This window comes from Shewanella atlantica, assembly GCF_003966265.1.
GTDB classification, from domain to species: domain Bacteria; phylum Pseudomonadota; class Gammaproteobacteria; order Enterobacterales; family Shewanellaceae; genus Shewanella; species Shewanella atlantica.
Genome location: NZ_RXNV01000007.1, coordinates 75,666 through 98,243 on the forward strand (window position 1 = coordinate 75,666; position 22,578 = coordinate 98,243).

At 46.9% G+C, this 22,578-nt stretch carries 18 protein-coding genes; 5 read left to right on the forward strand and 13 right to left on the reverse strand.

Going from position 1 to position 22,578, the window contains the following annotated elements; genetic code table 11:
* Nucleotides 1-126 precede the first annotated feature (126 nt).
* Together EKG39_RS15275 and EKG39_RS15280 are read right to left on the reverse strand one after the other, a co-directional pair.
* Complete coding sequence (locus EKG39_RS15275) at nt 127-1,395, reverse strand: inorganic phosphate transporter (protein ID WP_126506678.1); 1,269 nt, start codon at nt 1,393-1,395, stop codon at nt 127-129.
* Nucleotides 1,396-1,419: 24 nt separating this feature from the next.
* Complete coding sequence (locus EKG39_RS15280; protein ID WP_126506680.1) at nt 1,420-2,100, reverse strand: TIGR00153 family protein; 681 nt, start codon at nt 2,098-2,100, stop codon at nt 1,420-1,422.
* Between the two features lie 286 nt (nt 2,101-2,386).
* Between EKG39_RS15280 and EKG39_RS15285 the strand changes: the two genes are divergently transcribed.
* Nucleotides 2,387-3,889: a CYTH domain-containing protein gene (locus EKG39_RS15285; RefSeq protein ID WP_126506682.1), complete on the forward strand. Its 1,503-nt coding sequence runs from the start codon at nt 2,387-2,389 to the stop codon at nt 3,887-3,889.
* Between the two features lie 92 nt (nt 3,890-3,981).
* Here the strand turns inward: EKG39_RS15285 and EKG39_RS15290 are convergent, their stop codons facing one another.
* From EKG39_RS15290 to EKG39_RS15325, 8 genes are all read right to left on the reverse strand, one after another.
* Nucleotides 3,982-4,788: an ion transporter gene (locus EKG39_RS15290; protein ID WP_126506683.1), complete on the reverse strand. Its 807-nt coding sequence runs from the start codon at nt 4,786-4,788 to the stop codon at nt 3,982-3,984.
* 71 nt (nt 4,789-4,859) lie between these two features.
* A complete protein-coding gene (locus tag EKG39_RS15295; RefSeq protein WP_126506685.1) occupies nt 4,860-5,189 on the reverse strand; it encodes a hypothetical protein in 330 nt (109 codons plus the stop codon).
* A 66-nt stretch (nt 5,190-5,255) separates the two neighbouring features.
* Complete coding sequence (locus EKG39_RS15300) at nt 5,256-5,909, reverse strand: hypothetical protein (protein ID WP_126506687.1); 654 nt, start codon at nt 5,907-5,909, stop codon at nt 5,256-5,258.
* Nucleotides 5,910-6,086: 177 nt separating this feature from the next.
* Nucleotides 6,087-6,773, reverse strand: a complete 687-nt coding sequence (locus EKG39_RS15305; protein WP_126506689.1) for a PspA/IM30 family protein — start codon at nt 6,771-6,773, stop codon at nt 6,087-6,089.
* Nucleotides 6,774-6,834: 61 nt separating this feature from the next.
* Entirely contained in the window at nt 6,835-7,248 is a 414-nt protein-coding gene (locus tag EKG39_RS15310) for a YjfI family protein (RefSeq protein WP_012144171.1), read from the reverse strand.
* A gap of 190 nt (nt 7,249-7,438) precedes the next feature.
* Complete coding sequence (locus EKG39_RS15315) at nt 7,439-9,136, reverse strand: polyamine aminopropyltransferase (RefSeq protein ID WP_126506836.1); 1,698 nt, start codon at nt 9,134-9,136, stop codon at nt 7,439-7,441.
* Between the two features lie 180 nt (nt 9,137-9,316).
* Nucleotides 9,317-10,216, reverse strand: a complete 900-nt coding sequence (locus tag EKG39_RS15320; RefSeq protein WP_126506691.1) for a DUF350 domain-containing protein — start codon at nt 10,214-10,216, stop codon at nt 9,317-9,319.
* A gap of 13 nt (nt 10,217-10,229) precedes the next feature.
* Complete coding sequence (locus EKG39_RS15325) at nt 10,230-11,189, reverse strand: hypothetical protein (protein WP_126506693.1); 960 nt, start codon at nt 11,187-11,189, stop codon at nt 10,230-10,232.
* A gap of 224 nt (nt 11,190-11,413) precedes the next feature.
* Here EKG39_RS15325 and glnE point away from each other — a divergent pair, with 224 nt between their 5' ends.
* From glnE to EKG39_RS15345, 4 genes are all read left to right on the forward strand, one after another.
* A complete protein-coding gene (gene glnE, locus EKG39_RS15330) occupies nt 11,414-14,278 on the forward strand; it encodes a bifunctional [glutamate--ammonia ligase]-adenylyl-L-tyrosine phosphorylase/[glutamate--ammonia-ligase] adenylyltransferase (RefSeq protein ID WP_425470181.1) in 2,865 nt (954 codons plus the stop codon).
* A 178-nt stretch (nt 14,279-14,456) separates the two neighbouring features.
* Nucleotides 14,457-15,221 (forward strand): hypothetical protein, encoded by a 765-nt coding sequence (locus tag EKG39_RS15335; RefSeq protein ID WP_126506695.1) that lies wholly within the window; start codon nt 14,457-14,459, stop codon nt 15,219-15,221.
* Nucleotides 15,222-15,372: 151 nt separating this feature from the next.
* Nucleotides 15,373-15,825, forward strand: a complete 453-nt coding sequence (locus tag EKG39_RS15340) for a hypothetical protein (protein ID WP_126506697.1) — start codon at nt 15,373-15,375, stop codon at nt 15,823-15,825.
* 229 nt (nt 15,826-16,054) lie between these two features.
* Entirely contained in the window at nt 16,055-16,822 is a 768-nt protein-coding gene (locus EKG39_RS15345) for a substrate-binding periplasmic protein (protein WP_246028516.1), read from the forward strand.
* Between the two features lie 67 nt (nt 16,823-16,889).
* On the opposite strand, the gene EKG39_RS15350 is transcribed toward EKG39_RS15345, so the two are convergent.
* The 3 genes from EKG39_RS15350 to EKG39_RS15360 all read right to left on the reverse strand — a co-directional run bounded on the left by EKG39_RS15350 (nt 16,890) and on the right by EKG39_RS15360 (nt 22,421).
* Nucleotides 16,890-17,681 (reverse strand): ABC transporter permease, encoded by a 792-nt coding sequence (locus EKG39_RS15350; RefSeq protein WP_126506699.1) that lies wholly within the window; start codon nt 17,679-17,681, stop codon nt 16,890-16,892.
* Nucleotides 17,682-17,914: 233 nt separating this feature from the next.
* Nucleotides 17,915-20,155: a DUF6351 family protein gene (locus EKG39_RS15355; RefSeq protein WP_126506701.1), complete on the reverse strand. Its 2,241-nt coding sequence runs from the start codon at nt 20,153-20,155 to the stop codon at nt 17,915-17,917.
* A gap of 178 nt (nt 20,156-20,333) precedes the next feature.
* Entirely contained in the window at nt 20,334-22,421 is a 2,088-nt protein-coding gene (locus EKG39_RS15360; RefSeq protein ID WP_126506703.1) for a methyl-accepting chemotaxis protein, read from the reverse strand.
* Nucleotides 22,422-22,578: the final 157 nt, after the last annotated feature.

Sequence of the window (22,578 nt, forward strand, 5' to 3'; positions counted from 1 at the left end):
TTGAGAATCTGGCTCAGTGGTAGAAATTACAGAATCAAAAAGGGAAGCCTTTTGGCTTCCCTCCTTTTCTCTTACTAACTAGTCGAACTCTGTTTATTGAGCTACCAACTAAGCTAAGTACTGAGCTTAGTTAAAGATGCCTTTAATCATGAAGAAGAACATGATTGAAAGTGCTGCACCCGCAGGAAGCGTGATAACCCAAGATACGACGATATTTCTGACCACACCGATATTAATCGCAGCAATACCGCGAGCCATACCAACACCTAAAACCGCACCCACTAAGGTTTGAGTCGTAGAGATTGGAAGACCGGTACCCGATGCAATAACTACGGTAGAGGCTGCAGCAAGCTCGGCAGCGAAGCCACGGCTTGGAGTCAGGTGAGTGATGTTCTTACCTATGGTCTTCATTACTCGCTTACCGAAGATAGCCAGACCCATAACGATACCTACGGCACCCAGTGGAAGGATCCACCATACAAGCGGAGCTTTAGCACCAATCTCGCCGCCACTGTTTACAACTGAAACGACGGCGGCCAATGGACCGATCGCGTTAGCGACATCGTTTGAGCCGTGAGCGAATGCCATACAACAAGCCGTAACAACCATCAGGATTGCGAAGACTTTCTCTACGTTGCCAAACTGAGTCTGACGATCGGCGCTTTTACTCATCTTAAGTCGCTTGATGGCAATCATACCGCCAATACCGACTAAGATAGCGACGCCAACGGCTAATGCATAGGCTTCAAAACCGCTGAAGTGCAGGCCGATATGCTTAAGACCCTTCTTGATGGTCACCAGTGACATTACAAAGCCCGCCAGCGCCATATAGAAAGGCACGTAACGCTTAGCATTTTCCAGTGGGTCTTCAGTATCGAAGATAAGCTTCTGTACACTCTGGAATATGGTGAAGGCGATAAAACCTGAAATTGCCGGTGTGACAACCCAGGAGCCGACAATACCTGCAACCTTACCCCATTCAACGGCATCTGTGCCCACACCCACCGCTGCAAAACCAACGATAGCGCCGATAATTGAGTGAGTTGTAGATACGGGCCAGCCTAGTGCCGAAGCTGCAATCAGCCAGATACCTGCCGCAAGCAGCGCCGATATCATGCCGTATACGAGCAATTCAGGCGAATCAACAAAGTATGCTGAATCGATAATTCCTTTACGGATCGTGCTGGTTACTTCACCACCTGCCAGATATGCACCGGCAAATTCGAAAATCATCGCGATGATGATCGCTTGTTTAATCGTAATAGCATTTGAACCTACTGAGGTTCCCATAGCATTGGCTACGTCATTGGCGCCAATACCCCATGCCATTAAAAAACCAAAAGCAGCCGCAATAGCAATAAGCATTGGGCCGTTGGTGACTAATACATCAACCATGTTGTTACCTTGATAACTTTGTTGTTAGACGCGAGCTAGCATTAGCTCTAAGCGGGAGCCTACTCGCTCGGCAAGATCTGCCAAGTCGCCAACCCACTCAATTATCTTATAGAGGAACATCACATCGATAGGGTTCATATCGTTTTCGATAGCGAACAGCTGACGACGGATCTTGATTTGAAGATCATCCGTATCTTCCTCGATTTTATCGAGTTCGACGATCATTTTTGCAACTAGATCGACTTCACGACCACGGAAACCAGTTTCTAACAGGTCATCGAGCTCGTTGATTGCTTGTTTAGCCTGCGCTACTGCATCGAGGCAGCGTTGCAAGTAAGCTGAGAAGGGGTCTTGAATAGCTTCAGGAACAAGAAGCTGACGGCCGATGATTCGACCTGAGATATCTTTTGCCTTGTTAGCGATTTTATCTTGCTGGGTTAGAAGCTCCAGCAGATCGGTACGTTCGACAGGCATAAACAGTCCGCCCGGAAGAGTGAGACGTATTTCACGTTTTAGTGAATCCGCTTCTCTTTCCGCATAGCTTATCTGCTTACGTAGTTGAACAGCTTTATCCCAATCTCCGGCTACAGTAGCCTCGAAAAATGGGATAAGTATCGATGCACAATCGTGCACTTTGTCTATATGCTCTTGTAGAGGCTTAATTGGCGATTTTGCAAACACGCCCAAAATAGAGTTTACTGGCATTGCCGTGTACCTATTTAGGTTATTCCACTGTTGGAAAAAGCGGGCGCATGTTAACCCAAGCGACCGCGTATTGAAACTGTGTTTTTACATTAAAACTAACAGTTTTTATTCTAACGAGTTATATCTTAACTGCAAACCGCATCCTACGGCGAGTTTGTGACAGTAATATTACACCGTGCACGATAGATGATTTTTTGATTAAAATTTAATTAAACTTTAATGACAACCATTAGGAGAGGTGGACATCACAGCTCCTAACATTGACGAAAGAGCGAGCTGCAGGCTAATGGACGCCGAGATAGAACTAAAATTATTTTTTCAATTAGAACAACAAGAAACCTTGATTCACTTGCTGGATAGTTTACCTCACTCTGAGCGAAAGGGGGTAAAGAAACTCATCAATAGTTATTTCGATACCTCAGATCTTCAGCTCAGAAGATGGGATATGGGACTTAGAGTCAGAAGTTGTGATGCTGAAAGAGAGCAGACAATAAAAACAGCTGGCAGTGTGATCGGTGGGATCCATTCCCGGCCGGAATTCAATGTTTCTATCGAGCAAGATACACCTGACCTCACTAAATTTCCTGAAAAAATATGGCCTGAGCTGTCTAAAATTCCATCAGTGCAATCTGAGTTGGTCTGTTTATTTAATACGGATTTTGTCAGGCGAATATGGCACATATATGTCGGCGATAGCTTAGTTGAGCTAGCTCTGGATATTGGTCAGGTGAGTGTTAAAAGAGAAGGGCAGGTGATATCGGAACCTATTTGTGAGCTCGAATTTGAACTTATGGCAGGTGAAACATCGGCACTTATTCAGTTAGGGTTATCGGTTGCTGAGCAGCTCCCGGTACGTTTAGGTAAGGCGAGTAAGGCACAAAGGGGATACCGTTTAGCCGCTCAGGCGAGCCCTCTGAGCCTGGATGCGTTAGATTTTATCGCATTAGTACCAGAGCAAGATCTGAAACACACCTTTATCGCGCTGTTGAGCACGGGGCTCGAACGTTGGCAGTTACTCGAAGCTATGATTCTCGAATCCGGTGTCAAAGATGATGAACAAGCTCCTCATCTTTGCTACAGGCTTAGGGCATGCGTTCGTCTGCTCAGATGTACACTGGCGCAATTTAATCTGCTTGATGATACGTTGTTGTCTAAATTCAACAGCATCGAAGGGCATCTGGATTTTATTGAAACAGGTTTGAGTCTGGTCGAAATTTTAGATCAAAACAGTTTACTGATCGCCAAACTCCCTCAGGAAAAGCGCTTAACGGCCGCGACCTTGGCACAATTGAAGGGGTTATCGATTCCTGAGCACATAGACAATATGTTGAATGATACCTGCTATGGCGGCCTTCAGTTAGCCTTGGTTGATCTGCTGCTTGCCTTTCAGGCGGGAAAAAAGGTCATAGATAGAAGGCTGGAGTTGCAGGAATTTGCCGATAAGATGCAGGAAGCCTCCTGGCAGAAAATCGTTAAACTTATGCCCTCTGACGAAGATCGCAATAGTCAGGAGTACCAATCTTTTGCACGTGCCCTCGATGAGAGTATTTTTGTCGGTGTGGCATACGGCGCTCTATATCCAACAAAAGCCAGAGATCTGTTCAGGGCCCCGTGGCAGGATCTTGTATTGGGGATAAGGACATTAGCGGCATATCGGCAACTGGCAGAGTTGAGTGAAGCCTGTGATATCGATATTTCAGATTGGTTGTTGAATAAGGAGCAGAGTCTGCTCTTTGCGATGGAGCACTCCAGGCGTTCGGCGTTAAAGAATGAACCTTACTGGCGCTAACTTATACCCATCGGTATTAATGATGAGGGGGCGCAGCGGGTATCGATGCGCCCTTTTGTTATCCCTTTCTATCTATGTGCACCGAGTAGATATTAGACCTTAGGATCGTCTTGCCGCTCCTCTAACTTTAGGTTCAGTTGTTCAATCTGTTTCATCAATACGCCTTGATTCTCTTCCATTCTTGCCAGTGCTTCATGTAGCTCACAGCGGATCTGCTCGCTTTGAGTTTCGAGTTTTTCTGACTCATCCGGCGCGATAAACAGAGAGGCCATATAACCTGAAATAACACCGAAAAAGCTGACGCCACAAATAATGACAACGCCGCCGATCACATGGCCGGCTGCCGTCACCGGGTAGTAATCGCCATAGCCCACGGTTGATATGGTGACTAAGGTCCACCATATAGCATCTTCTGCGGTATGAATGTTGGCGTCAGGCACGCCCGCCTCAACGATCAGCATCAATACCGATGCGAAGGTAAGTATGGTGACCATCGCCACTAACAGGCTGGCTAATGTTGCTTGTCTGCGCTGTTTTATGATGGGAATGATTAAAGACTGAGTCATACGGATCAGGCGTATCACTCGTAAAATTTGAAACAGCCTCGCGAGCCTCAGGGGTTCTATCGCAGGAATGCTGGCAACGAAATCTATCCAGTTGTGTTTGATATAATCAATTTTATTCTCAGCTCTGAACAAATTAACAAAGAAGTAGGTCAAAAATATCATGCAGATACTGAAATCTACAAAGAGCAGGAGTCGGTTAGTTTCTGAGTCGAGAGTAGCAAAGCTGAGAACAAGAACAACAATGACAGACAAGAGTGAAAGCATCATCATTGCGAGTTGGAAAGGGGTTGGAGCCTGCTCCGGGTGAAGTAACCAGCGTTTTTTATCAGCCATGATCTCGTCCAATATCACTTTATTTTATCGATTGCCCACCCATTGTTATGGCAGGCATCTGCATGAGTGTACTAGCTTTTATCGACAAAGTGGATGAGATCGTCCAATACATGTTTTTTTATTTCGAGTTGCTGCTCTGGCGATAGGTCATATTTTTCAGCTAACTGGACATAATCTTCAGGGCTGAGAGATACGGTGAGCCTGGGACGTTTAGGCCGCTTAGTTACCGAGAGTCCCAAAATGGTACGGATCTGATCCGACGGGCTAAAGCCTGAGTCTAACGCGGCTTTGCGAATAGAGTATTGGAACTTCTCATCGAGATCGAAAGCCACCTGTGTCGCCTTGGCCGCTTTCTGGTTTTGTAACCATTGTTCCGGTAGTGGGCTCTTCTGCTTAGTCATACCGTTTACCTTAAAAATTGAAATCTAATTTAGAACCTAGGTTCTAGCTCCTAGGTTCTAAAGAGTCTACTTCCCTGGCCAATAATCTCTGATATCGGACAATGGACGATACAAGGTTAACATGACATCGGTTTCACCGCCGTCATAGACTTCGATATCGATAGCAAATTTCTCTTCATCATCCAGTAACAGGTAAGATTCAAATGCCTCGCCTGTAGCACCACCTTCTTCCTGTGGCGGCTTCTTGCCACGAAAATCTTCACGATGAAAGTAACCAAACTGAGCGAAGTTAACTTGATGGTACTCTTCTCCTAACCACTGCTGGAACTGTGTGGCAAGCTCATCGGGCAGAGTTTGAGTCGAAAGATGCGCTTGTTCATCTTCTTCGAAGATAGCGCTAAAGTGGTCGAGGTCGAAAATCTGTTCAACTTGTCCGCGGTTGACCTTAATGGAGAAAGCAAGATAGGTTTCATCATCTTCATCGAGTGAAAGAAAAAGCGTATCTTGACCATGGCCTTTAAGCACCCATTCGGCTTTTTGACTGCGCTCATACTCGTAGGTACTGACTGATTCGACTCTTAACTGTTGGCCCCGTAGCTGAGGTGGGAGAGCAAAGCTGTCATCGAGGGAGATCATATCTCCCTTCATTAAATGAGAGGGGTGATCGAGTTGACGTTTTGGCGCCTCTTTCTTACCGAACAGGCCCTTTAAAAATCCCATCATCGACTCCTGATATTCTTGGCTATTAAATACATTTGGGTACTAAGTACGGTTCGTTCGGATTATCCCTGATCCCTGTCTTAGAATTATTCAAGCCTAAGACGAAAATAGCGCCTTCCTTATTGATAAGAAAAGCGCCATAGCTCAAATACGAGTGATACCGATTCTATTCGATGTTTACTTGCGCGCTTTCAGGCGGTCAAGTACTGCATTAGCATTCGATTTTTGCTCACCGATACCTGCTTCAGCAAGTTTATCGTGTAGAGACTTATCACTGTTCTCGTCGGCAAGTTGCTCTGCGGCGACCAGACGGTCATCAAACTGCTGCTGACGAGCCTTGATACGCTCCAGTGAATCTTTAGCATTTAATAGCTTAGAGCTACTACCTGCGAAAGAGTCTGTGATGCTGGCCGTTGCCTTTTGAACACTTTCAGTGGTCTTGACCATGCTCAGTTGGCGTTGGTAATCAGTTAGCTGACGCTCAGTCTTGCGCACGAGATCTTTAAGACGAGTCGCATGAGCGGTGAAGTTAGCGTTTGCAGCCTCTTGCTCTGCAAGCTCCTGATCAAGTTGAGAGATCTTCTCAGCCACTTCCATTGCTAAGGCTTCATTTTCCTTCTCGAGCGCTTGTGTCGCATAGCCTTCGTGTTCGCTGATAGAGCGCTTTAGACGGTCTACTTCACGGCTGGCTTGCATCTCTTTAGCCATAACGTCAGTTAATTCACGTTTAGCTTTCGTCAGGTGATTTTCTGCATCACGGATCTCCTGCTCGAAGATACGCGTAGAGTTTGCATCGACGATGCCTTGACCAACTTCTGTAGCACCACCACGAAAAGCGGTTAAAATCTTGTTTAGTATGCCCATAATGTGGCTCCTTCTACCTAGTCACGGCTACTTGAGCCAGAACTAAAAAATTGATAAAAAATTACTTTAAGTATTCGACCATTTCGTCGATGACTTCCAGGCAGTTATCGGAAAGAACCGAAAGCTCCTGTTCGATCTCCTGCATGTCTGATTGAACAGACAGTGCGCCGTAAATCACATACTTATCATCGATTTTTGCAAATGATGACAGTGGCATCGGGATGTTGAGCTCTAACATTGTCTCAAACATCGCTAAACGACGGTCCTGATTAACTTCATCTTCACCCCAAAGGTAACTGATGCAGAGAACTTGGTTTTCTGTCACCGATACGAATACTGGGATCTCTTCACGTCCAACGATATTGACTTGTAAAACCTCTACTTCGCCGTCGATTGGATAGCAATCAAATTGCAAGCCGGTATGGCTTTTATCACAAAGGTCATTGAGGTGGTTGGCAATAGTGTGAATATTCATATTTGTCCTTATGACATATTATGTCTGCGATTAAAGATAGCACCACGACATAATATGTCAAGTGCTATTTTTCGAAAAATATCATGCACTGAATTTAGTTCATGTTCCCAAATATTCAGGCTTTAACGCTGTGTGCCCGCTTATGGCCTGTGCCTTCAATTTCGGTTAAACAAATTTAATCTTTTCATTATCAGAAAAGTGTGACGCCTTGATTTTCTGTCCATGCCTTCTGGTGATATTGGTATAGCTGCATGGAGCCTATGCGATTTGGCTCGATCTTATCCTTCTCCCGATAGAAGTTGCCCGGGAACTCGAATGAGCCCTTGATTAGTCCCGGTGTTAACCAGTCGTCCTCTATGGAGAGCTGTTCAATATCGCTTAATCTTTTTTTAGCATTCTTGCCCGACGCTGTGGCTATGCTCCAACCCCATTCACCAAAACTGGGTACATTATGATGGTATTGGCTGACATTGAAGCCAGCTAGTGCCAAGGTTTTTCCGACAGATATAAAGGCCTTAGGGGCATGATAAGGCGAGGTCGACTGTACCGTTAGAGCACCATCAGCGCTTAAGAGTTCCTTTAGTTTTTTATAAAAAAGATCTGAGTATAGCTTGTTGAGATCAGGATGGCTGGGATCGGGCAGGTCGACTATGATGGCATCATATTTGTCACCTCTTTTAAGCAGCTTATCGACCCCGTTAAAGGCGTCGTCGACAACGACTTCGACTCTGGGATCATTGAGCGCATCACCGTTCAATTTTAGCAGGGTCTGTCTTAATCGAGTGGGCATATCTGCGTCATGGGAGGTAAATAGCTCGAGAAGATCCCGGTCCAGATCCATCAAGGTTACCCGCTCAGGTTGCCATTTCAGAACCTGTTTTAGTCCTAAACCGTCACCCCCACCTATGATTAATACCTTGTTATGACGTGCGCTGGCTTCCAGTGTCGGATGGACCAAAAACGCATGATAGATATGTTCATCCAGGCTGGAGAACTGTAACCTTCCATTGATATACAGAGAATACACAGGCTCCAGGCCGCTGCCTCTAAGCCTTTCGGTAAATGTCAGTTGTTGGAAGCGAGTGGATTTTGCGTAGAGCACTTCATCTTTATAGAGCAAATTATTAAAATTCTGCTCCCAGCCCGGACCATGCCAGGCCAACATCAACAGAATGCCACTCGCGATAAAGTGGCCGATAAGAAGTGTTTTAACAAATCGAATTCGATCCCAGAAGCGCCAGATGAAGATAAAGCCAGCTAAGAGATTAAAGCTGGCAGTTAAGGCTGCGGCAAGTTGGATGTCGATTGCCAACATGAAGCTAACCCAGATGGCAGCGCCTATACCCGCGCCAATGTAATCGGCGCCGTAAATGGTGCCGGCATTATGCATCAGATGTTCATCACATAAAGACTGTCTTACACGCGCAATGAGTGGGATCTCCATCCCTATCATCAAGCCGAGCAATACCCCCCAGAAATAGGGCAGGTATTCACTTAAATGTTGTAACAGGCCGATGAAACCACCTTCGGGGAGCTGATCCGGTGGCAGGCCTAAGGTGCTGGCTATAATGAGTGGCAACTGTTGGCCGAAGCCGATTATCGCGGCGGTGATGAGTATCGCCAGAGAGCCACACAGGGCAACACTGAGCTCCAGGACGGCAAAACCGGTAAAGGCACAACGGATTTTTCTGGCGGCAAAGGCCCCGACACCCATAGAGACGATCATCAGGCCTATCATGGTATAGATAGCCGCTTCTAACGCTCCCAGAATTCGGCCCGCATAGTGAGAGAGCAGGTACTCATAGATCAAGCCACAGCCGGCTAATACGGCCATGATGCCCAGTAGTAAGGTGTCATCGAACCAGCTTAACTTGCGTTCACGACTTATGGAACTTTCGCCCCGTGCAGGGGATAGGCCTTTTACATCAGGCACGACGTCTTCAGGTTGGGTTAGTTTGGAACTTGTCACTTCACTCACTCGTATCTCACAGTCAAACGCTTGTGGATAAAATAAAACGGCTAATCAAGTGATTAACCGTATTTTATGTGTTGCTACAAAAATACCGGGCTAGTACATCAGGCTCGTCAGAATAAGTGCAACTGCCACGCTGATGGCCAGCTCCACGGTCGCGATACCGATATTGTGTTGCTGCTCTACTTCCTGAGCTAAATTGATTTTCGATAACACCAGCTTTTTGACTATCTTAATCAGCACTGAAAGTGTGACCAGCATGATTATCGAGAAGATGAACCAACCAACAATATTGGCAATATAGGCTTGAGGATTATAGATGATGAAGTGGCTGGCAGCGTTGAAACTCAGTGCCATGGCCAGCATGTAGCCACTATGACGAATCGCGACCGCTGTGTGGCCCTGAACCAATGCATCTTGCATCGAGGCATCTTGATTTCGTTTGGCGTAGCGAAATTCACGAAAGCGGGTCAGCAGTACCAACATGATCTGTGAGATGGCGAAGGCACTGAAGATAGCAATGAAGGTATCTAGAGTCAGATCTTCGGCCCAGACCAATACCGCACGTATGATAATAGCTGTGGCGATGGCGGCGCAGGCATCGACAAGCGCAACCGAAATATTGCCTTTAAGGATCTGCTCACCCTTATTAAATTCATTAAGGGCAACCTTATCGTGAAAGTATCTACCTAGCTTAATCAGCAGTAAGCCGAATAGTCCGTAGGCACTCATGCCGATAGCCTCAACAATATAGGAATCTGCGGCTTCACCTGTGATGGCTCCTGTGAGCACAATACCTAATCCTGCGATGGCACCGGCGGTACTGATACCGAAGGCAAAATTATCTTTCTCTGCCAGCTCGATGCGGCTATCTACCTTGGCTGTCCAGCCCTGAAGGTAGCGCATCAGGGTTAATAATATGATGGCAATAGTCAGATCAATGGCCAGAATGATGGCGAGATCCAATGTGATACCGAAGTTTTGAAATAATGTCATGTGAGTTCCTTATCTATTTGCCTCGGCGTACACCGCGAGTAGTGCGACTGTTAGAATTACGGAAGTTGCTGTTCTTAGAGTAGTTAGAACGGAACTTGCTGCCACTTTTACTGCGAGTACCTGTCGTACTCGCCTTGGGTGTACTCGTGCTTTGACGCGATAAGCTTGTTGAGCCTGTGCGTGACTTTGCATAGGGGCTGTCGAACTTCTTCCCCTGAGAGTTGAACTGTTTTTTCGTTCGCTCGAAGGTTTTGTTTTGCGCACTCGCCTGTTTCGGTGAGGTGTAACGGTAGCGGCCTACATCATTGTAGTAACTGTAATTCCTTCGACTGGACCAGCGATCGTAGCCGATAGGGCCGCGCATAACATTGGAGAACATGGAGTACATGCCATACCAAGCCCAGAAAGACATGCCATTTGAACCCGTTTGCCAGCTGCCATAGCCAGGGTTACCGACTAATTGGCTACCGGCCCCAAAATCTTCGGATCCGTTGGCGAGAGCTGCAGCCTCACGACTGATGGAGTTGACTCGCGCCAGAGCACCATTTGACATGTCGGCAACCACGTTGAGCGGATCTGATAGCATGTCGTTATAGAGACTGGGATCGGCGGCTTGATAGATATTTTCGGCTTCTGCCAGCTGCTGATCGAGATCGATGTAGTTGCCGGCATCACTAAGCTCACGAACACGACGCACTAACGAGGTAAACATAGGACCTTTAGTGGTTGCATCTTTTGCCAGCTCGTCGAGCAGGGGGGCCATATCGGTTTGTTGTTTTGCCAGAATGCTCGTGTATTGTTTTAGCAAGGTGGCATTACGTATCTGCCCGCTATCAAGCATCTGATTGAGTGAATCTATTCTCTGACCCGCTAATTGCTGATATTGCGCAATGCGATCGGGTCTGTCATCACCGCAACCCACGAGAGTCAGAAGCAATGTAAGAGTGAGAACACGTATGAACATCGCTGCCATGTTTTCTCCATTTATATTCAGTAGAGGCTGATAAATATCATCAGCTTAGTATTTCATTAGGTTATAGTAACCTTTACTTTGAAATAAAAAGTAATCTTTTTTGTTTAAAGTCAGTTTGGTGGCTAGATTAAATCTTGGTCGTTACACGCTAGTCACAGTTAAGACATAATATGTCTTAATTGATAATATGTCGATTGCCATAATTGTTAGGGATTATTATTACCATGGAAAATATCAGTAACAAGTCGTTACCCGCCATTATCACTGACGTTGCGGATCGTTACTGGCAAAGGTTAAACGAAGCGTGGCCTGAGATCTCGAGCTTATTAGATAAGCAGCACTGTGATGAGCTGTATCGGATCATGGGGTTGAGTGATTTTATCGCAGAGCAATTATGCCGACATCCTGACTGGATCCCGGACTTGTTCGATGGACAGTTAGACAAGGTTGAGAGGCTGAGTTTCGATAGCGAGTTGCATGAGCTCCTGGAGCCTTGTCGTAGTGAAGATGAAGCGAAAGCCATTTTAAGGCGCTACCGAAATCGATTGATGGTGCGACTGGCCTGGCGAGATTTTTTCGGATACGTGAGTCTGGAGGATTCACTGCTCGATCTCTCGGCCTTGGCCGAGGCGCTGATCATTGCCGGACGTGACTGGCTCTACCGTGAACTCTGCCAGCAATACGGTACGCCTCGCGATGGTGAGGGGAATCCACAACCTTTGTTGGTTATCGGGATGGGCAAGCTGGGAGGACGTGAACTCAATTTCTCTTCAGACATAGATCTTATCTTCACCTTCCCGGAGCACGGAGAGACCCAGGGGGGCCGCCGCGCCTTAGATAACCAACAGTTCTTTATTAAAATGGGCCAACGTCTGGTGAACCTGCTCCATCAGGTTACTGTGGATGGTTTTGTCTATCGTGTAGATATGCGTCTTCGCCCCTATGGAGAGAGTGGCCCTCTGGTGGTTAGTTTCAGTGCTCTGGAAGATTATTATCAGGAGCAGGGCCGTGACTGGGAACGTTACGCCATGGTGAAGGCGAGGGCTTTGGGCCCCTGGACGGCATTTTCTGATGAGTTGCACGCTATGCTTAGGCCGTTTGTTTATCGCCGCTATATCGATTTTTCGGCTATCGAGTCCCTGAGAAAAATGAAGCAGTTGATCACTCAAGAGGTCAGGCGACGTAAGCTTACCGATAATATAAAGCTGGGCGCCGGCGGGATACGGGAAGTCGAATTCGTTGTGCAGAGTTTTCAGCTTATCCGCGGTGGGCGGGAGCCTTCACTGCGTCAGCAAAGTCTGTTCGCCGCTATCGATACCCTGTGTACCTTAGGACAGCTTGAATATCTGGCGGTAGATGATCTCAAGCAGAGTTATCTGTTGTTGCGACGAGTGGAAAACTTACTCCAGGCCATTGGCGATCAACAGACACAGACCTTACCCGACAGTGGTCTGGATTGGTATCGATTGTGTCACTGTATGGGAATGGCGTCGGAAGCCGAACTCAGAACACATATCGAGTCTGCGATGAGTAAGATCCATCGACACTTTAATGATACGGTCGGTGGTAATGAGCAGGATGAATCATCGCAATTGTGGACACAGCAGCTCTGGAGCGTGCAAGAGGATGAGCATGCACAAGCACTCATGAGTGAGCAGTCTATCGAAGACCCGGACCTCTGGCCCATGCTCAAATCATGGCGTGATACCATTGCGAAACGCTCCATCGGACCCCGCGGCCGGGATACCTTAGATAAATTGATGCCCTGGCTCTTGCGTGAGGTAATCCTCTTGGCGTCTCCTTCGAAAGCCTTTGAGCCAGTGTCTAAGGTGCTGGATCAGATCCTGACCCGTACGACCTATCTTGAGCTCTTGTATGAAAACCCCGGCGCTCGTCAACAACTGGTCAGTTTATGTTGTGCCAGCCCATGGATTTCGGCTCAACTGGCAAAGTTTCCCATGTTGCTCGATGAGCTGATCGATCCGGCTCAATTGTATGATACGACTTCATTGGATGATTACGGCAGTGAGCTACGTCAGTACCTGCTGCGTGTACCGGAAGAGGATATGGAGCAGCAGATGGAGGGGCTGAGACAATTTAAATTATCTCAGCAATTGAAAATTGCCGCTGCTGACGTGACCGGAGTATTGCCCGTGAGTCAGGTGAGCGACCATCTGACCTTACTGGCAGAAGCGATAATTGAGCAAGTGGTGATGCAAGCCTGGTTACAGGTCAGCGCTCGCCATGGCGTTCCTACTCATCTCGATGAGGGGGATATGGGCTTTGCAGTTATCGGCTATGGTAAAGCCGGTGGGATTGAGCTGGGTTATGGCTCGGATCTCGATTTGGTTTTCCTGCACAGTTACTCCCGGGAAGGCTTTCCGGAGCATACAGAGACTAATGGCAAACGTCCGATAGAGGTTGGCCATTTTTATCTCAAGTTGGCGCAGAGGATCTTACACCTGTTTTCCACCCGAACTAACTCGGGTGAACTTTATGAAGTCGATATGCGCCTCAGGCCGTCAGGTGCTTCAGGCCTGCTTGTGAGTGAGATAGAAAGCTTCGGCCAATATCAGCGTGATGAAGCATGGACATGGGAGCATCAAGCTCTAGTCAGGGCGAGGTTTATGTTTGGAGATAATGCGTTGGCCAGCCGTTTTAGCACGCTACGCTCCGAGGTCTTGCAGCTGCATAGGGAGAAAGGGGCTCTGGCTCAGGAGGTAAGAGAGATGCGCTTGAAGATGCGAGAGCATCTGCTTAAGGTGAGCCCGGATATGTTCGATCTTAAACAGAGCGCAGGCGGGATCGCAGATATCGAGTTTATCGCTCAATATCTGGTATTGGCTAATGCAGGTGAGCACAGTGAGCTCTGTACCTGGTCCGATAACATCAGAATATTTTCAACCCTGGGAGAGTTAGCCCTGTTACCTCTACTCGACACCCAGGAGTTAATTCAAGCATACCTGTTTTTACGCGATGAAAACCACAGGCTAACATTGCAACAAAAGCCCGGGCAGCTAGCGTTGGAGTTGGTAGAACAGCATGCACAGCGGGTGATTGAAATTTATCAAAACGTACTCGAGTTCTAGGGGCGTTTACCTTTCTAGCTTGTCGCAAACTGCATCGCAGTTTGTGGCAAGAATTTGGCGTTGCATTTGACCTTATTCCTGACTCCTTCCTAAGCACTTGATACTTATCGTCACCATGTTTGGCTGGCCTGACTATTGCTTGTTATTTGTACAAAGCTTTAGTTGAGGAGTGATTAAGATGCTCATCGATAATCCAAATGACATTAATATTCCATCGGCTCTATCTATTTTGAGTCTGCGATCCGTTTCAAGCCCCGGTGAGCTTAAAGGGGAAGCCGAACACTCAGGTTTTAAATCTAAGCGATACACATTTCCTTCGGCCTGGCTGACTGTTTTGCTCTTCTTATTACTCTGTCACCATGTGTCTGCGGGGGAACTCTTACAGCGCAGTACCTACCACTCTGAACAGATGGTGACTTCAATTGCAGACTCTCGACTCGACAATCTACTCGAGAGTGATTCGGTTCGTCAGTTCATTAATGAACTCAATGTGACCTGGTTAGAAGATGCTGAGCTAACAAGCGCACCCATATCACAGCTGCAAAATTCAGGTTGGCAGCTGAACCTGGACCGCATCGAACTGGGGGGCGTAGGAAGCAATTCTCAGGATATGTGGGCGACACAGGACTATGGCTATCGGGACCTGCTGAGCCAAGACAGCCGGTTATATTCAGGTTGGGGAGCAAGGGTAGGTTACCGGTTCCCGCTCGCCACCGGGGTATCTGCATTAGTCAATGTCGGGGCATTCAATTGGGAACAGGAGTATGGCTTGTTACACGGAAATAAGCAGAACCCTGGGATAAACGGAATATCACCATATTTGGGAGTGGGGTTTAATTTTAAGGTGTCTCCCAAATCAGATATTCGGTTCCAGTGGGATCACTTTGAACTCGATGATCGCAGCCTCGAAGTTATTGGAGTTAAGTTTGAGTATCGATTTTAAGTTGTATGAAGAATTTGAGGGGGAATCAACCTCTGACTCGAGAGTGGCTTGATACGATTTGTAGCATTAGTCTGGGTCTATGGCTGTTTTACTGTATGGCGTTTTGCATTATATTGTCGAATGTGTGTCGTGAAAAACTGAGTGTAAGACAATGATAATAAGCGGTATTAGTAATCCATCTTCTCTGGGGGGCTTATTGATTGAGCGTCCGTCGAGCACTCAGGCAAACACACAAACACCTCCTCAAAATAGTACTCAGACTGATAACCCCTCCGTTTCTATGGCTGAAACCGCAAGTCCCAAAGCGGAAAATAGTTCGATCAATCTCTCTCCGACGGCGATAAAGCTGCAAACTCAGGACGGCAGCACTCAAATGCCGGATAGCGGCAAGTCATCCGAGTTATTGGTCGAGCCTGCAAACCGGAAAGATACATCAGAAAAAGGGGAGTCTGCTCAGTCCTCGGGCGTTAAGTCTTTTGCTTATGGGGCGCTTGGTATGGATCACCCCGATAAAGTGGAAGAGAAGGAAGATGATTCCTACACCGCAGGACAATACCTTAAAGCGGCCGCCACCATAGGTAGTGTGATCGCCCTCTTCGTATAGAAAACTTATCGTATAAATAACCTAGTCATAGCCCGAGACAGGTTTAAGCAAGCTTACCAAAGTCTAAGTAACTCCGGGCTTTAAACTCACACTGTTGGTAGGGGCCACTATTCAGAGATAAATTCAGTGTTTTTATATCTTTAATGAGTGATTAAGCTTATCTGTTCAGATATTGCTCTTCTCGTTTGTCTTGCTACACTCAAGCTAGGGATTCTTCGAGGGGGTATATGTGCGGATAAAACAGGTCGTGATGATATGTTTAGCTATCACAACGCTTATCTTCAATGCGCGGGCCAGCAGCTTGTCTGAGCTTGAGTATTTAACTGAATCCTACCCGCCATATAACTATCAGGAAGAGGGAGAGTTAAAAGGGATTGCGGTGGATCTGCTGCGTGCGGCCTTAGCCAGAGTTGGTGAAGGACTCCCCAGAGAGAATATTCAGCTTTTACCTTGGCCAAGAGCCTATAAAATGGCCTTAGCGGGCCCTGAACGAGTACTTTTTTCAACGACTCGCACCCAACTTCGTGAAGACTCATTTCACTGGGTCGGACCTATCGTTGAAACCCGGGTAGTGCTGTTAGCAAGGGCTGAGAGTGAGATCAATATTCATTCGATAGATGAGCTGTCGAACTACAGCATAGGCGGGATAAAGGACGATATTGGCGAGCAACTCCTGTTATCTTTTGGAGTGCCAGCGAAACATATTAAGCGGGCAAATAGTGCATACTCTCTGCTCAAGATGCTGAATAAGGGCCGTATTCAACTGTGGGCCTATGAAGAGAATGTGGCCGGTTGGAACATTCATAATGCTGGTTTAGACCCTAGTTTATTCAAGTCTGTTTTTACCCTTCAGGAGAGTGAACTCTATTTTGCCTTCAGTAAAGATACGGATCCTGAGCTAGTCAATAAGCTACAGCTGTCTATCGATGAGATAAAGAGTGAATTTATTGGTGATGGCCATAATCTATATGAGCAGATCATCTCTAAGTATCGTTAGTTCAGTCTCTACATATCCAGCTTGCTGGCGCAAATCAGATATCAGCTAACACCTAACGCCTTTCATTTTATGGCTTGTTAATACGGATCTTGATAAAACCTGTGGGCTCAATACTGCTTCTTACCGACAGAACTAATGAAATAGTCACAGAGACACTTAACATGACAAATATCGCAACCAGTATGACTAACTGATATTTGATTGCCACCATAGGGTCGCTTCCTCCCAAAATCTGACCTGTCATCATGCCGGGAAGTGTAACCAAGCCCGTGGTCGTCATAGAGGCCAGAATAGGGGCTAAAGATTGCTTCAAGGCCGACTGAACAAACGGGTACGCGGCTTGGTTAGGCCTGCCGCCCAGAGCCAAGACCCCTTCATACTCCATTCGTTTCTCCTCAAAGGCAGAAAATAGCCTCTGTAAGGCGACAATATTACCACTGAGGCTATTCCCCAGTAGCATGCCGGCGAGTGGGATAGTGTATTGTGCGCTGAAGATGGGTTGCGGTTTTAACAAGAGGGCCAGAAGAATAAGCATAAGCGGCGTTATGGCAATAATTAACCCGGTAAAAACCGGAAGGTACAAGACGCGCTTGGGGAGCTTTACGCCGCCGATGATCGCGCTTGCCCCTATGAGTATCATGACGCTTAACCAGAGTATATTTAACAGGGGACTGTTGAGTTCAAACAGAAACTCGAGGTATAGGCCAACCAGGATTAATTGCACAGTCATACGAATAACGGCAATCGAAATATCCCGCCCCAATCTGAGTTCAAACCTTCGGTTGATGAGCAGGGGAATAAACAGCACTGACATAAAAAGGGCTAATTGCCCCCAACTGATATCTATGGTGGATCCCATTGTTATTAGGCTCTTAATTATCGAGGGATAAGGGATCTTATGCTTAATTCAGATAGAGGTCAAAATAGCCATGGCCGCTTTGGTGGCACTCGATACCATCAGTATACCTGTGTCTTCTTCAGCTAGAGTCGGACTGATATTTTTCCCAGATTATCAGCCAGTTGAGAAGCTGAAATAAGCTTAGTTACAGCCCCTGTTCCGTGGATTAGGGGCTGATAGTTGCACAGAGAGCACTACTTAGCCTGAGCCCGGTTGCTGTATCTGTTTTTTGGGGGCTTTTTTGCGTGTAGTATCGGGGTTAATCCCATATCTGGTTTGGCTATATCGCCTTGATTATAGTCACAGACGCCATCAGGAAATATCGACTCTAATTTTTGCAGGTATGGAGTGATAGTTATGTCACCATAAGTACCATTTTTGATAGCATTGGCCACAGGTATCCGGCCGCACTTAAAGATGCTTCCAGCCCATGGACCGCCAGCCTGAACCCGAATATTACTGTAGATAGGGAAGACTTTGCTGCACTCTCCCGGTAATCGATTGTTCCACTCACCGTCCCAGACGTTATCTCCTTCAAATAGTATCTCTCCCTGACTACCTATGCAGGCATCGTGTAGCGATTCAGGCTTCGCTGCCACTGGGTCTTTGTCATCTGAGACTGCTAAGTTCATTAGCCAGCGGTCTAAATACTCGACCCCTTCCTTGAGTGGTGTGTAGTCCTTGTGAGATATCCAGATAACCTGATTGTCGTTATGGCCCTGATAATTCTGGATTCTGAGGCGGCTCTCAAAAGAGGCGGCCGTATGATGCATATTAAGCTCCTCTTCCAGATAGTGGCGGATCTCTAAGATAGGCAGTTCCGCCTTTCCTATAAAGATCTGTCCATAGCGATAGCCGTTATTGATAGCCTTAGAGTCGGCAGGCTTTCTTTTCGCAATATCGGGTGAAGGTTCGGTAATGTTGTTACGGCTCCAAAGGCTTAACCACAAGGGAAACTTCATTCCAAAAGGAGTAAACGCCGTCTCCTCCCGCATCTTATCCTGAGGAACCCATGAGCCAATATATTGATTAAGATGTATAAATTCTTCGATGCTGATGTCACCACGGCGTAGCGCCATCAGGCCATACTGAACCCCTTCATTACCCCAGGTTGTGCGTGCGAAGCCGTTATTATCGACGCCGTAGATCTGTGCTAAGTCTTGCCAATAGGTCCAGTTTACCTGAGCCTTCACATCGTCAGAGAAGAAGGGCTTAATATAGCCTTGCTTGGGGTTATAGAAGAAGGTTGAGGCGATAAACCAGGAGTAGACACATTCGCTGCTACCATTAGGCATAGATGGCCATGCTCCTGCGAATAATTGATTGAGAGGTACCAGAAAGGTATAGGGGTGCTCGAAATCATTGATACCATTCATGCCTTCAATGTTTTCTCTCTGCTCCCAGTCCCGCCACTTGTCATTGTCATTGGCTGTAATATTGAAGTAATGCTGTAGCAAGTCACAATCGAGTATGAAAATTGATTGCGACACCATATCCGGGTAGCTGTATAGCGGCATTAATCCATCCAGTATTCCTTTACTGTTTTGCCCTATCAGGTATTGGGCTAGCGCTCCGCCAGAGCCGCCAATACCTAAGGTATAAATGGGATCGCCATAGAGAGAGGTGAACTGTTTCTTAACTCTTCTGGCAATATCTTCTGCCAGAAGCATGTTATAGGAGTAGCTGGTGTTATTACCGCTGGAACCTATGACTGCGTATCCTTGTGATAAGAGCGTCCTCCGTCTGCCGATAAATCGCTCGGCCCCTATCTGACCTTGCCTGAAGCCGATGCTGGAGCCACCTTTAAATTGATAGAGTAGCTTCTTATTCCACAACTGTTTTATATGACGGTTACCCAAGCCATGTTCAGGCACTAACATGACGATATGATAGACGTAGCGGTTGATGCTGCCTCTTTCTAATCGATAGATCTCAGGGACAAGTTTCCCCTCAATCTCTATATGCGCGATGCCGGACTTTGCTGGTGGATTATCCGGGTTGTAAGGTTTGATGGCGTAGTCATCCTCTACATCGCCAGCCACGGCGTAGTAGTAATCCAGCCTCGACCTTATGAGGCAGTCTTTACTGTAGCCAATAATCTGCTCGTTATCATCGTAGACAGGTACTCCATAGCCTTGCTCATTATCGACTAATGGTTGCCCCAGACCTGCATCCAACGTCATGCAATAAAAGGGGTATTGTCGTTTGCCGGAGTAGAGGCTATCGGCGGGGCCGACTTCACCGAGTTGTATAGGGAAAGGGAAGGTCTCTTTTGGTCTTGGAGTCAGACTTATGTGCTTATCTATCTGTAATAATATATTTTCTTGGTTCATTGGCGCCACAGCTTTCACTTGGCGTTTTACCAAAGGATCTTGTTCGCAGCCGCTGATAAGCAGTGCCAGGACAGATAGAAGAATTAACAGTCTTTGGCTCATTGATAACCCCCACTTCTCTATAATTATCCTTTTAAGTCTTGTTCGATTTGATAAAAAAGCAAACAATTTTGTGGAGGAATCCCCTTGTATTTACCATGTTAAAATCAAGCTGAAAGTGGAAATAAGGCCCGAAATTCGAGCCTTATTGGGAGGTTAAATCAATTGATGTTGAGCGTTTTCAGTAGCGGAAATGATTAATTTTTTCGTTAACTTCATCGACGAGTCTGGCTGAGCTGCTACTTTCCTCTTGAGCCGACACAGCCCCCCGAGCTAAAGACTCTGCCGCGTCATTAATGGCGACAATATTGCGGTTTACCTCTTCGGTTACAGCCGCTTGCTCTTCTGCAGCACTCGCTATCTGGTGCGCCATATCTTGAATCTTGCTACTCTGGTTACTCACCTCATCGAGTTCTTCAACTGCTTGATTGGCATGGGTTAAGCAGGTCTGGCTAAGGTCTCTGCTTTCACTCATGGTGGTGACAGCTTGCTTACTCTTGCTGCGAAGTTCATCAATCATCTGTTGAATTTCATCGGTGGAGTCGGCGGTGCGGGTGGCCAGCACCCTTACTTCATCGGCAACCACTGCAAACCCCCGGCCTTGTTCGCCAGCTCTTGCGGCCTCAATAGCCGCATTGAGTGCTAATAGATTGGTTTGCTCTGAGATATTGCGAATAACATCCAAGATGGAGCCAATACTCTCAGTTTGCTTCTCTAACTCGATGATCTCATTAGACGCGTGGTTGACGTGTTCAGACAGGGACTGTAACCCTTCGGCATTGGCTTGAACCACCTCTTGGCCTTTAGAGACAGATGCTTGGGTGGTTGAAACTGAGTCCGCAGTTACCTGGGCATTGTCTGAGACACTGTGGGCGGTAGATGACATCTCATTGGTCGCGGTAACGACCTGTTCTATCTCCATCTGTTGAGTACTGATCTGTTCTCTGCCTGATTCTGAAAGCGCCGCATTACGTTCGGCGCTATGGGTGAGCTCGCTCATGCTATTTGCGACGTCCGAAACGATGGAGCGTACGTTTGCGACAAAGGTATTGAGGTGGTTAGCTAGCTGGCCCGTCTCGTCGCTGCGGGATATTTTTATCTCCTGAGTCAAGTCCCCCCCCGATTGGGTTAAGTTGGCGACGACGTCGACTAGTTCGCGGATAGGGCGGTTTATTGACCCTGACATCAGCCAGATGAGTAACATGCCAAAAAGTGCGGCGATACACCCAACAAGCAGTTGTCCGCTAAGGTTATCGGCAAAGCCCGTTTCCAGCTGTTCAACAATGACATTGGCCTTAGCCAGTGCTAACTCTTTGGGAACCTGAATGATAATTTCCCATTGAGTATTTGTGCCGGTAACGGCAAAGGTTTTACTGGCGATAATGCTGTTGTCGGTGATTGAGGTTTGCTGTTTTTGTCTGGAGGAAACGAGAGAGCTAATGTCTGAACTGGTGGCAGACTTACTTATGTTGCTCTTGTTGCTGCTATCGGCGCTGATAAGTCCTCTGGGGCTGAGAATGATCACTCTGGCGGCGCCGTTAAAAAGGTTACCGGCGGCCTGGGTTGCTAATTGCTGCAAAAAGTTGAGTGAGTAATCGACACCGACCATACCGACATACTGATCATCACGAATAATTGGTGCGACAAAAGAGCTTAGTAGTGTATCGACTCCCTGAACTTCATAAGAGGCAGGATCGATAACACATGGCGAGCGACTCTCCATAGGGCACAGATACCACTCGGAGTTTCTGATACCCGTGGCCGAGAGCTTTTCTGAATAGAAATCACTCAAAGGTTGAATATCAATTTTTCCAGATGCAGAGCGCGTCCAGTAGGGAGCAAAATTACCACCGGGGAGAGAGTAGCGGTTATCGGTATTTTCGAAATCAAGACCATCGAATTGATTGGCTTCCCATCCTGTATATATGCCTAGAATATCGTGGTTATTTTCGACCAGATTCTTAAGCATGCTGTTGACTTGCTCGCGGCTAAGGCCGGGTACTTCGGGGAACAATCCGCCGGCAACAGAGGTGGCAATATCCATGGCATGGTCGAAGGCGGCATTGATTTTTAATGCCTCTTGCTGAGCGGCCAAATTTATATTCTCTATGACTTGCTCTTGAACCTGACTCAATACGCTGTCGTGGACTTCATGTCGCAGGGATTGGTTGGAGAGATAGCCATAACCTATGATGGCTAAGGTGACAGCAAGTAAACTTGTAGTAGCAAAGAGTAATATCTGGTGTCGAATACTGGAAAATTGAATCATTGTGCCCCCTAACGATAAACTTCACCTTCAATATTAGTTCACTATCTTGAGCTGAGGGCGGGAGAAGTAAAAATTCGTGAAACCAGGATCTTTAGTTTGTGTCTTTTGAGGGCAATCAGCTGGAGATCTTCTGAGCTTCTGAATGGGTAAGTTTGAA

Coding starts and splice junctions, on each gene's coding strand:
- EKG39_RS15275 (WP_126506678.1), bottom strand. CDS start 1,395: ATGGTTGATGTATTAGTCACCAACGGCCCAATGCTTATTGCTATTGCG.
- EKG39_RS15280 (WP_126506680.1), bottom strand. CDS start 2,100: ATGCCAGTAAACTCTATTTTGGGCGTGTTTGCAAAATCGCCAATTAAG.
- EKG39_RS15285 (WP_126506682.1), top strand. CDS start 2,387: ATGGACGCCGAGATAGAACTAAAATTATTTTTTCAATTAGAACAACAA.
- EKG39_RS15290 (WP_126506683.1), bottom strand. CDS start 4,788: ATGGCTGATAAAAAACGCTGGTTACTTCACCCGGAGCAGGCTCCAACC.
- EKG39_RS15295 (WP_126506685.1), bottom strand. CDS start 5,189: ATGACTAAGCAGAAGAGCCCACTACCGGAACAATGGTTACAAAACCAG.
- EKG39_RS15300 (WP_126506687.1), bottom strand. CDS start 5,909: ATGGGATTTTTAAAGGGCCTGTTCGGTAAGAAAGAGGCGCCAAAACGT.
- EKG39_RS15305 (WP_126506689.1), bottom strand. CDS start 6,773: ATGGGCATACTAAACAAGATTTTAACCGCTTTTCGTGGTGGTGCTACA.
- EKG39_RS15310 (WP_012144171.1), bottom strand. CDS start 7,248: ATGAATATTCACACTATTGCCAACCACCTCAATGACCTTTGTGATAAA.
- EKG39_RS15320 (WP_126506691.1), bottom strand. CDS start 10,216: ATGACATTATTTCAAAACTTCGGTATCACATTGGATCTCGCCATCATT.
- EKG39_RS15325 (WP_126506693.1), bottom strand. CDS start 11,189: ATGGCAGCGATGTTCATACGTGTTCTCACTCTTACATTGCTTCTGACT.
- glnE (WP_425470181.1), top strand. CDS start 11,414: ATGGAAAATATCAGTAACAAGTCGTTACCCGCCATTATCACTGACGTT.
- EKG39_RS15335 (WP_126506695.1), top strand. CDS start 14,457: ATGCTCATCGATAATCCAAATGACATTAATATTCCATCGGCTCTATCT.
- EKG39_RS15340 (WP_126506697.1), top strand. CDS start 15,373: ATGATAATAAGCGGTATTAGTAATCCATCTTCTCTGGGGGGCTTATTG.
- EKG39_RS15350 (WP_126506699.1), bottom strand. CDS start 17,681: ATGGGATCCACCATAGATATCAGTTGGGGGCAATTAGCCCTTTTTATG.
- EKG39_RS15355 (WP_126506701.1), bottom strand. CDS start 20,155: ATGAGCCAAAGACTGTTAATTCTTCTATCTGTCCTGGCACTGCTTATC.
- EKG39_RS15360 (WP_126506703.1), bottom strand. CDS start 22,421: ATGATTCAATTTTCCAGTATTCGACACCAGATATTACTCTTTGCTACT.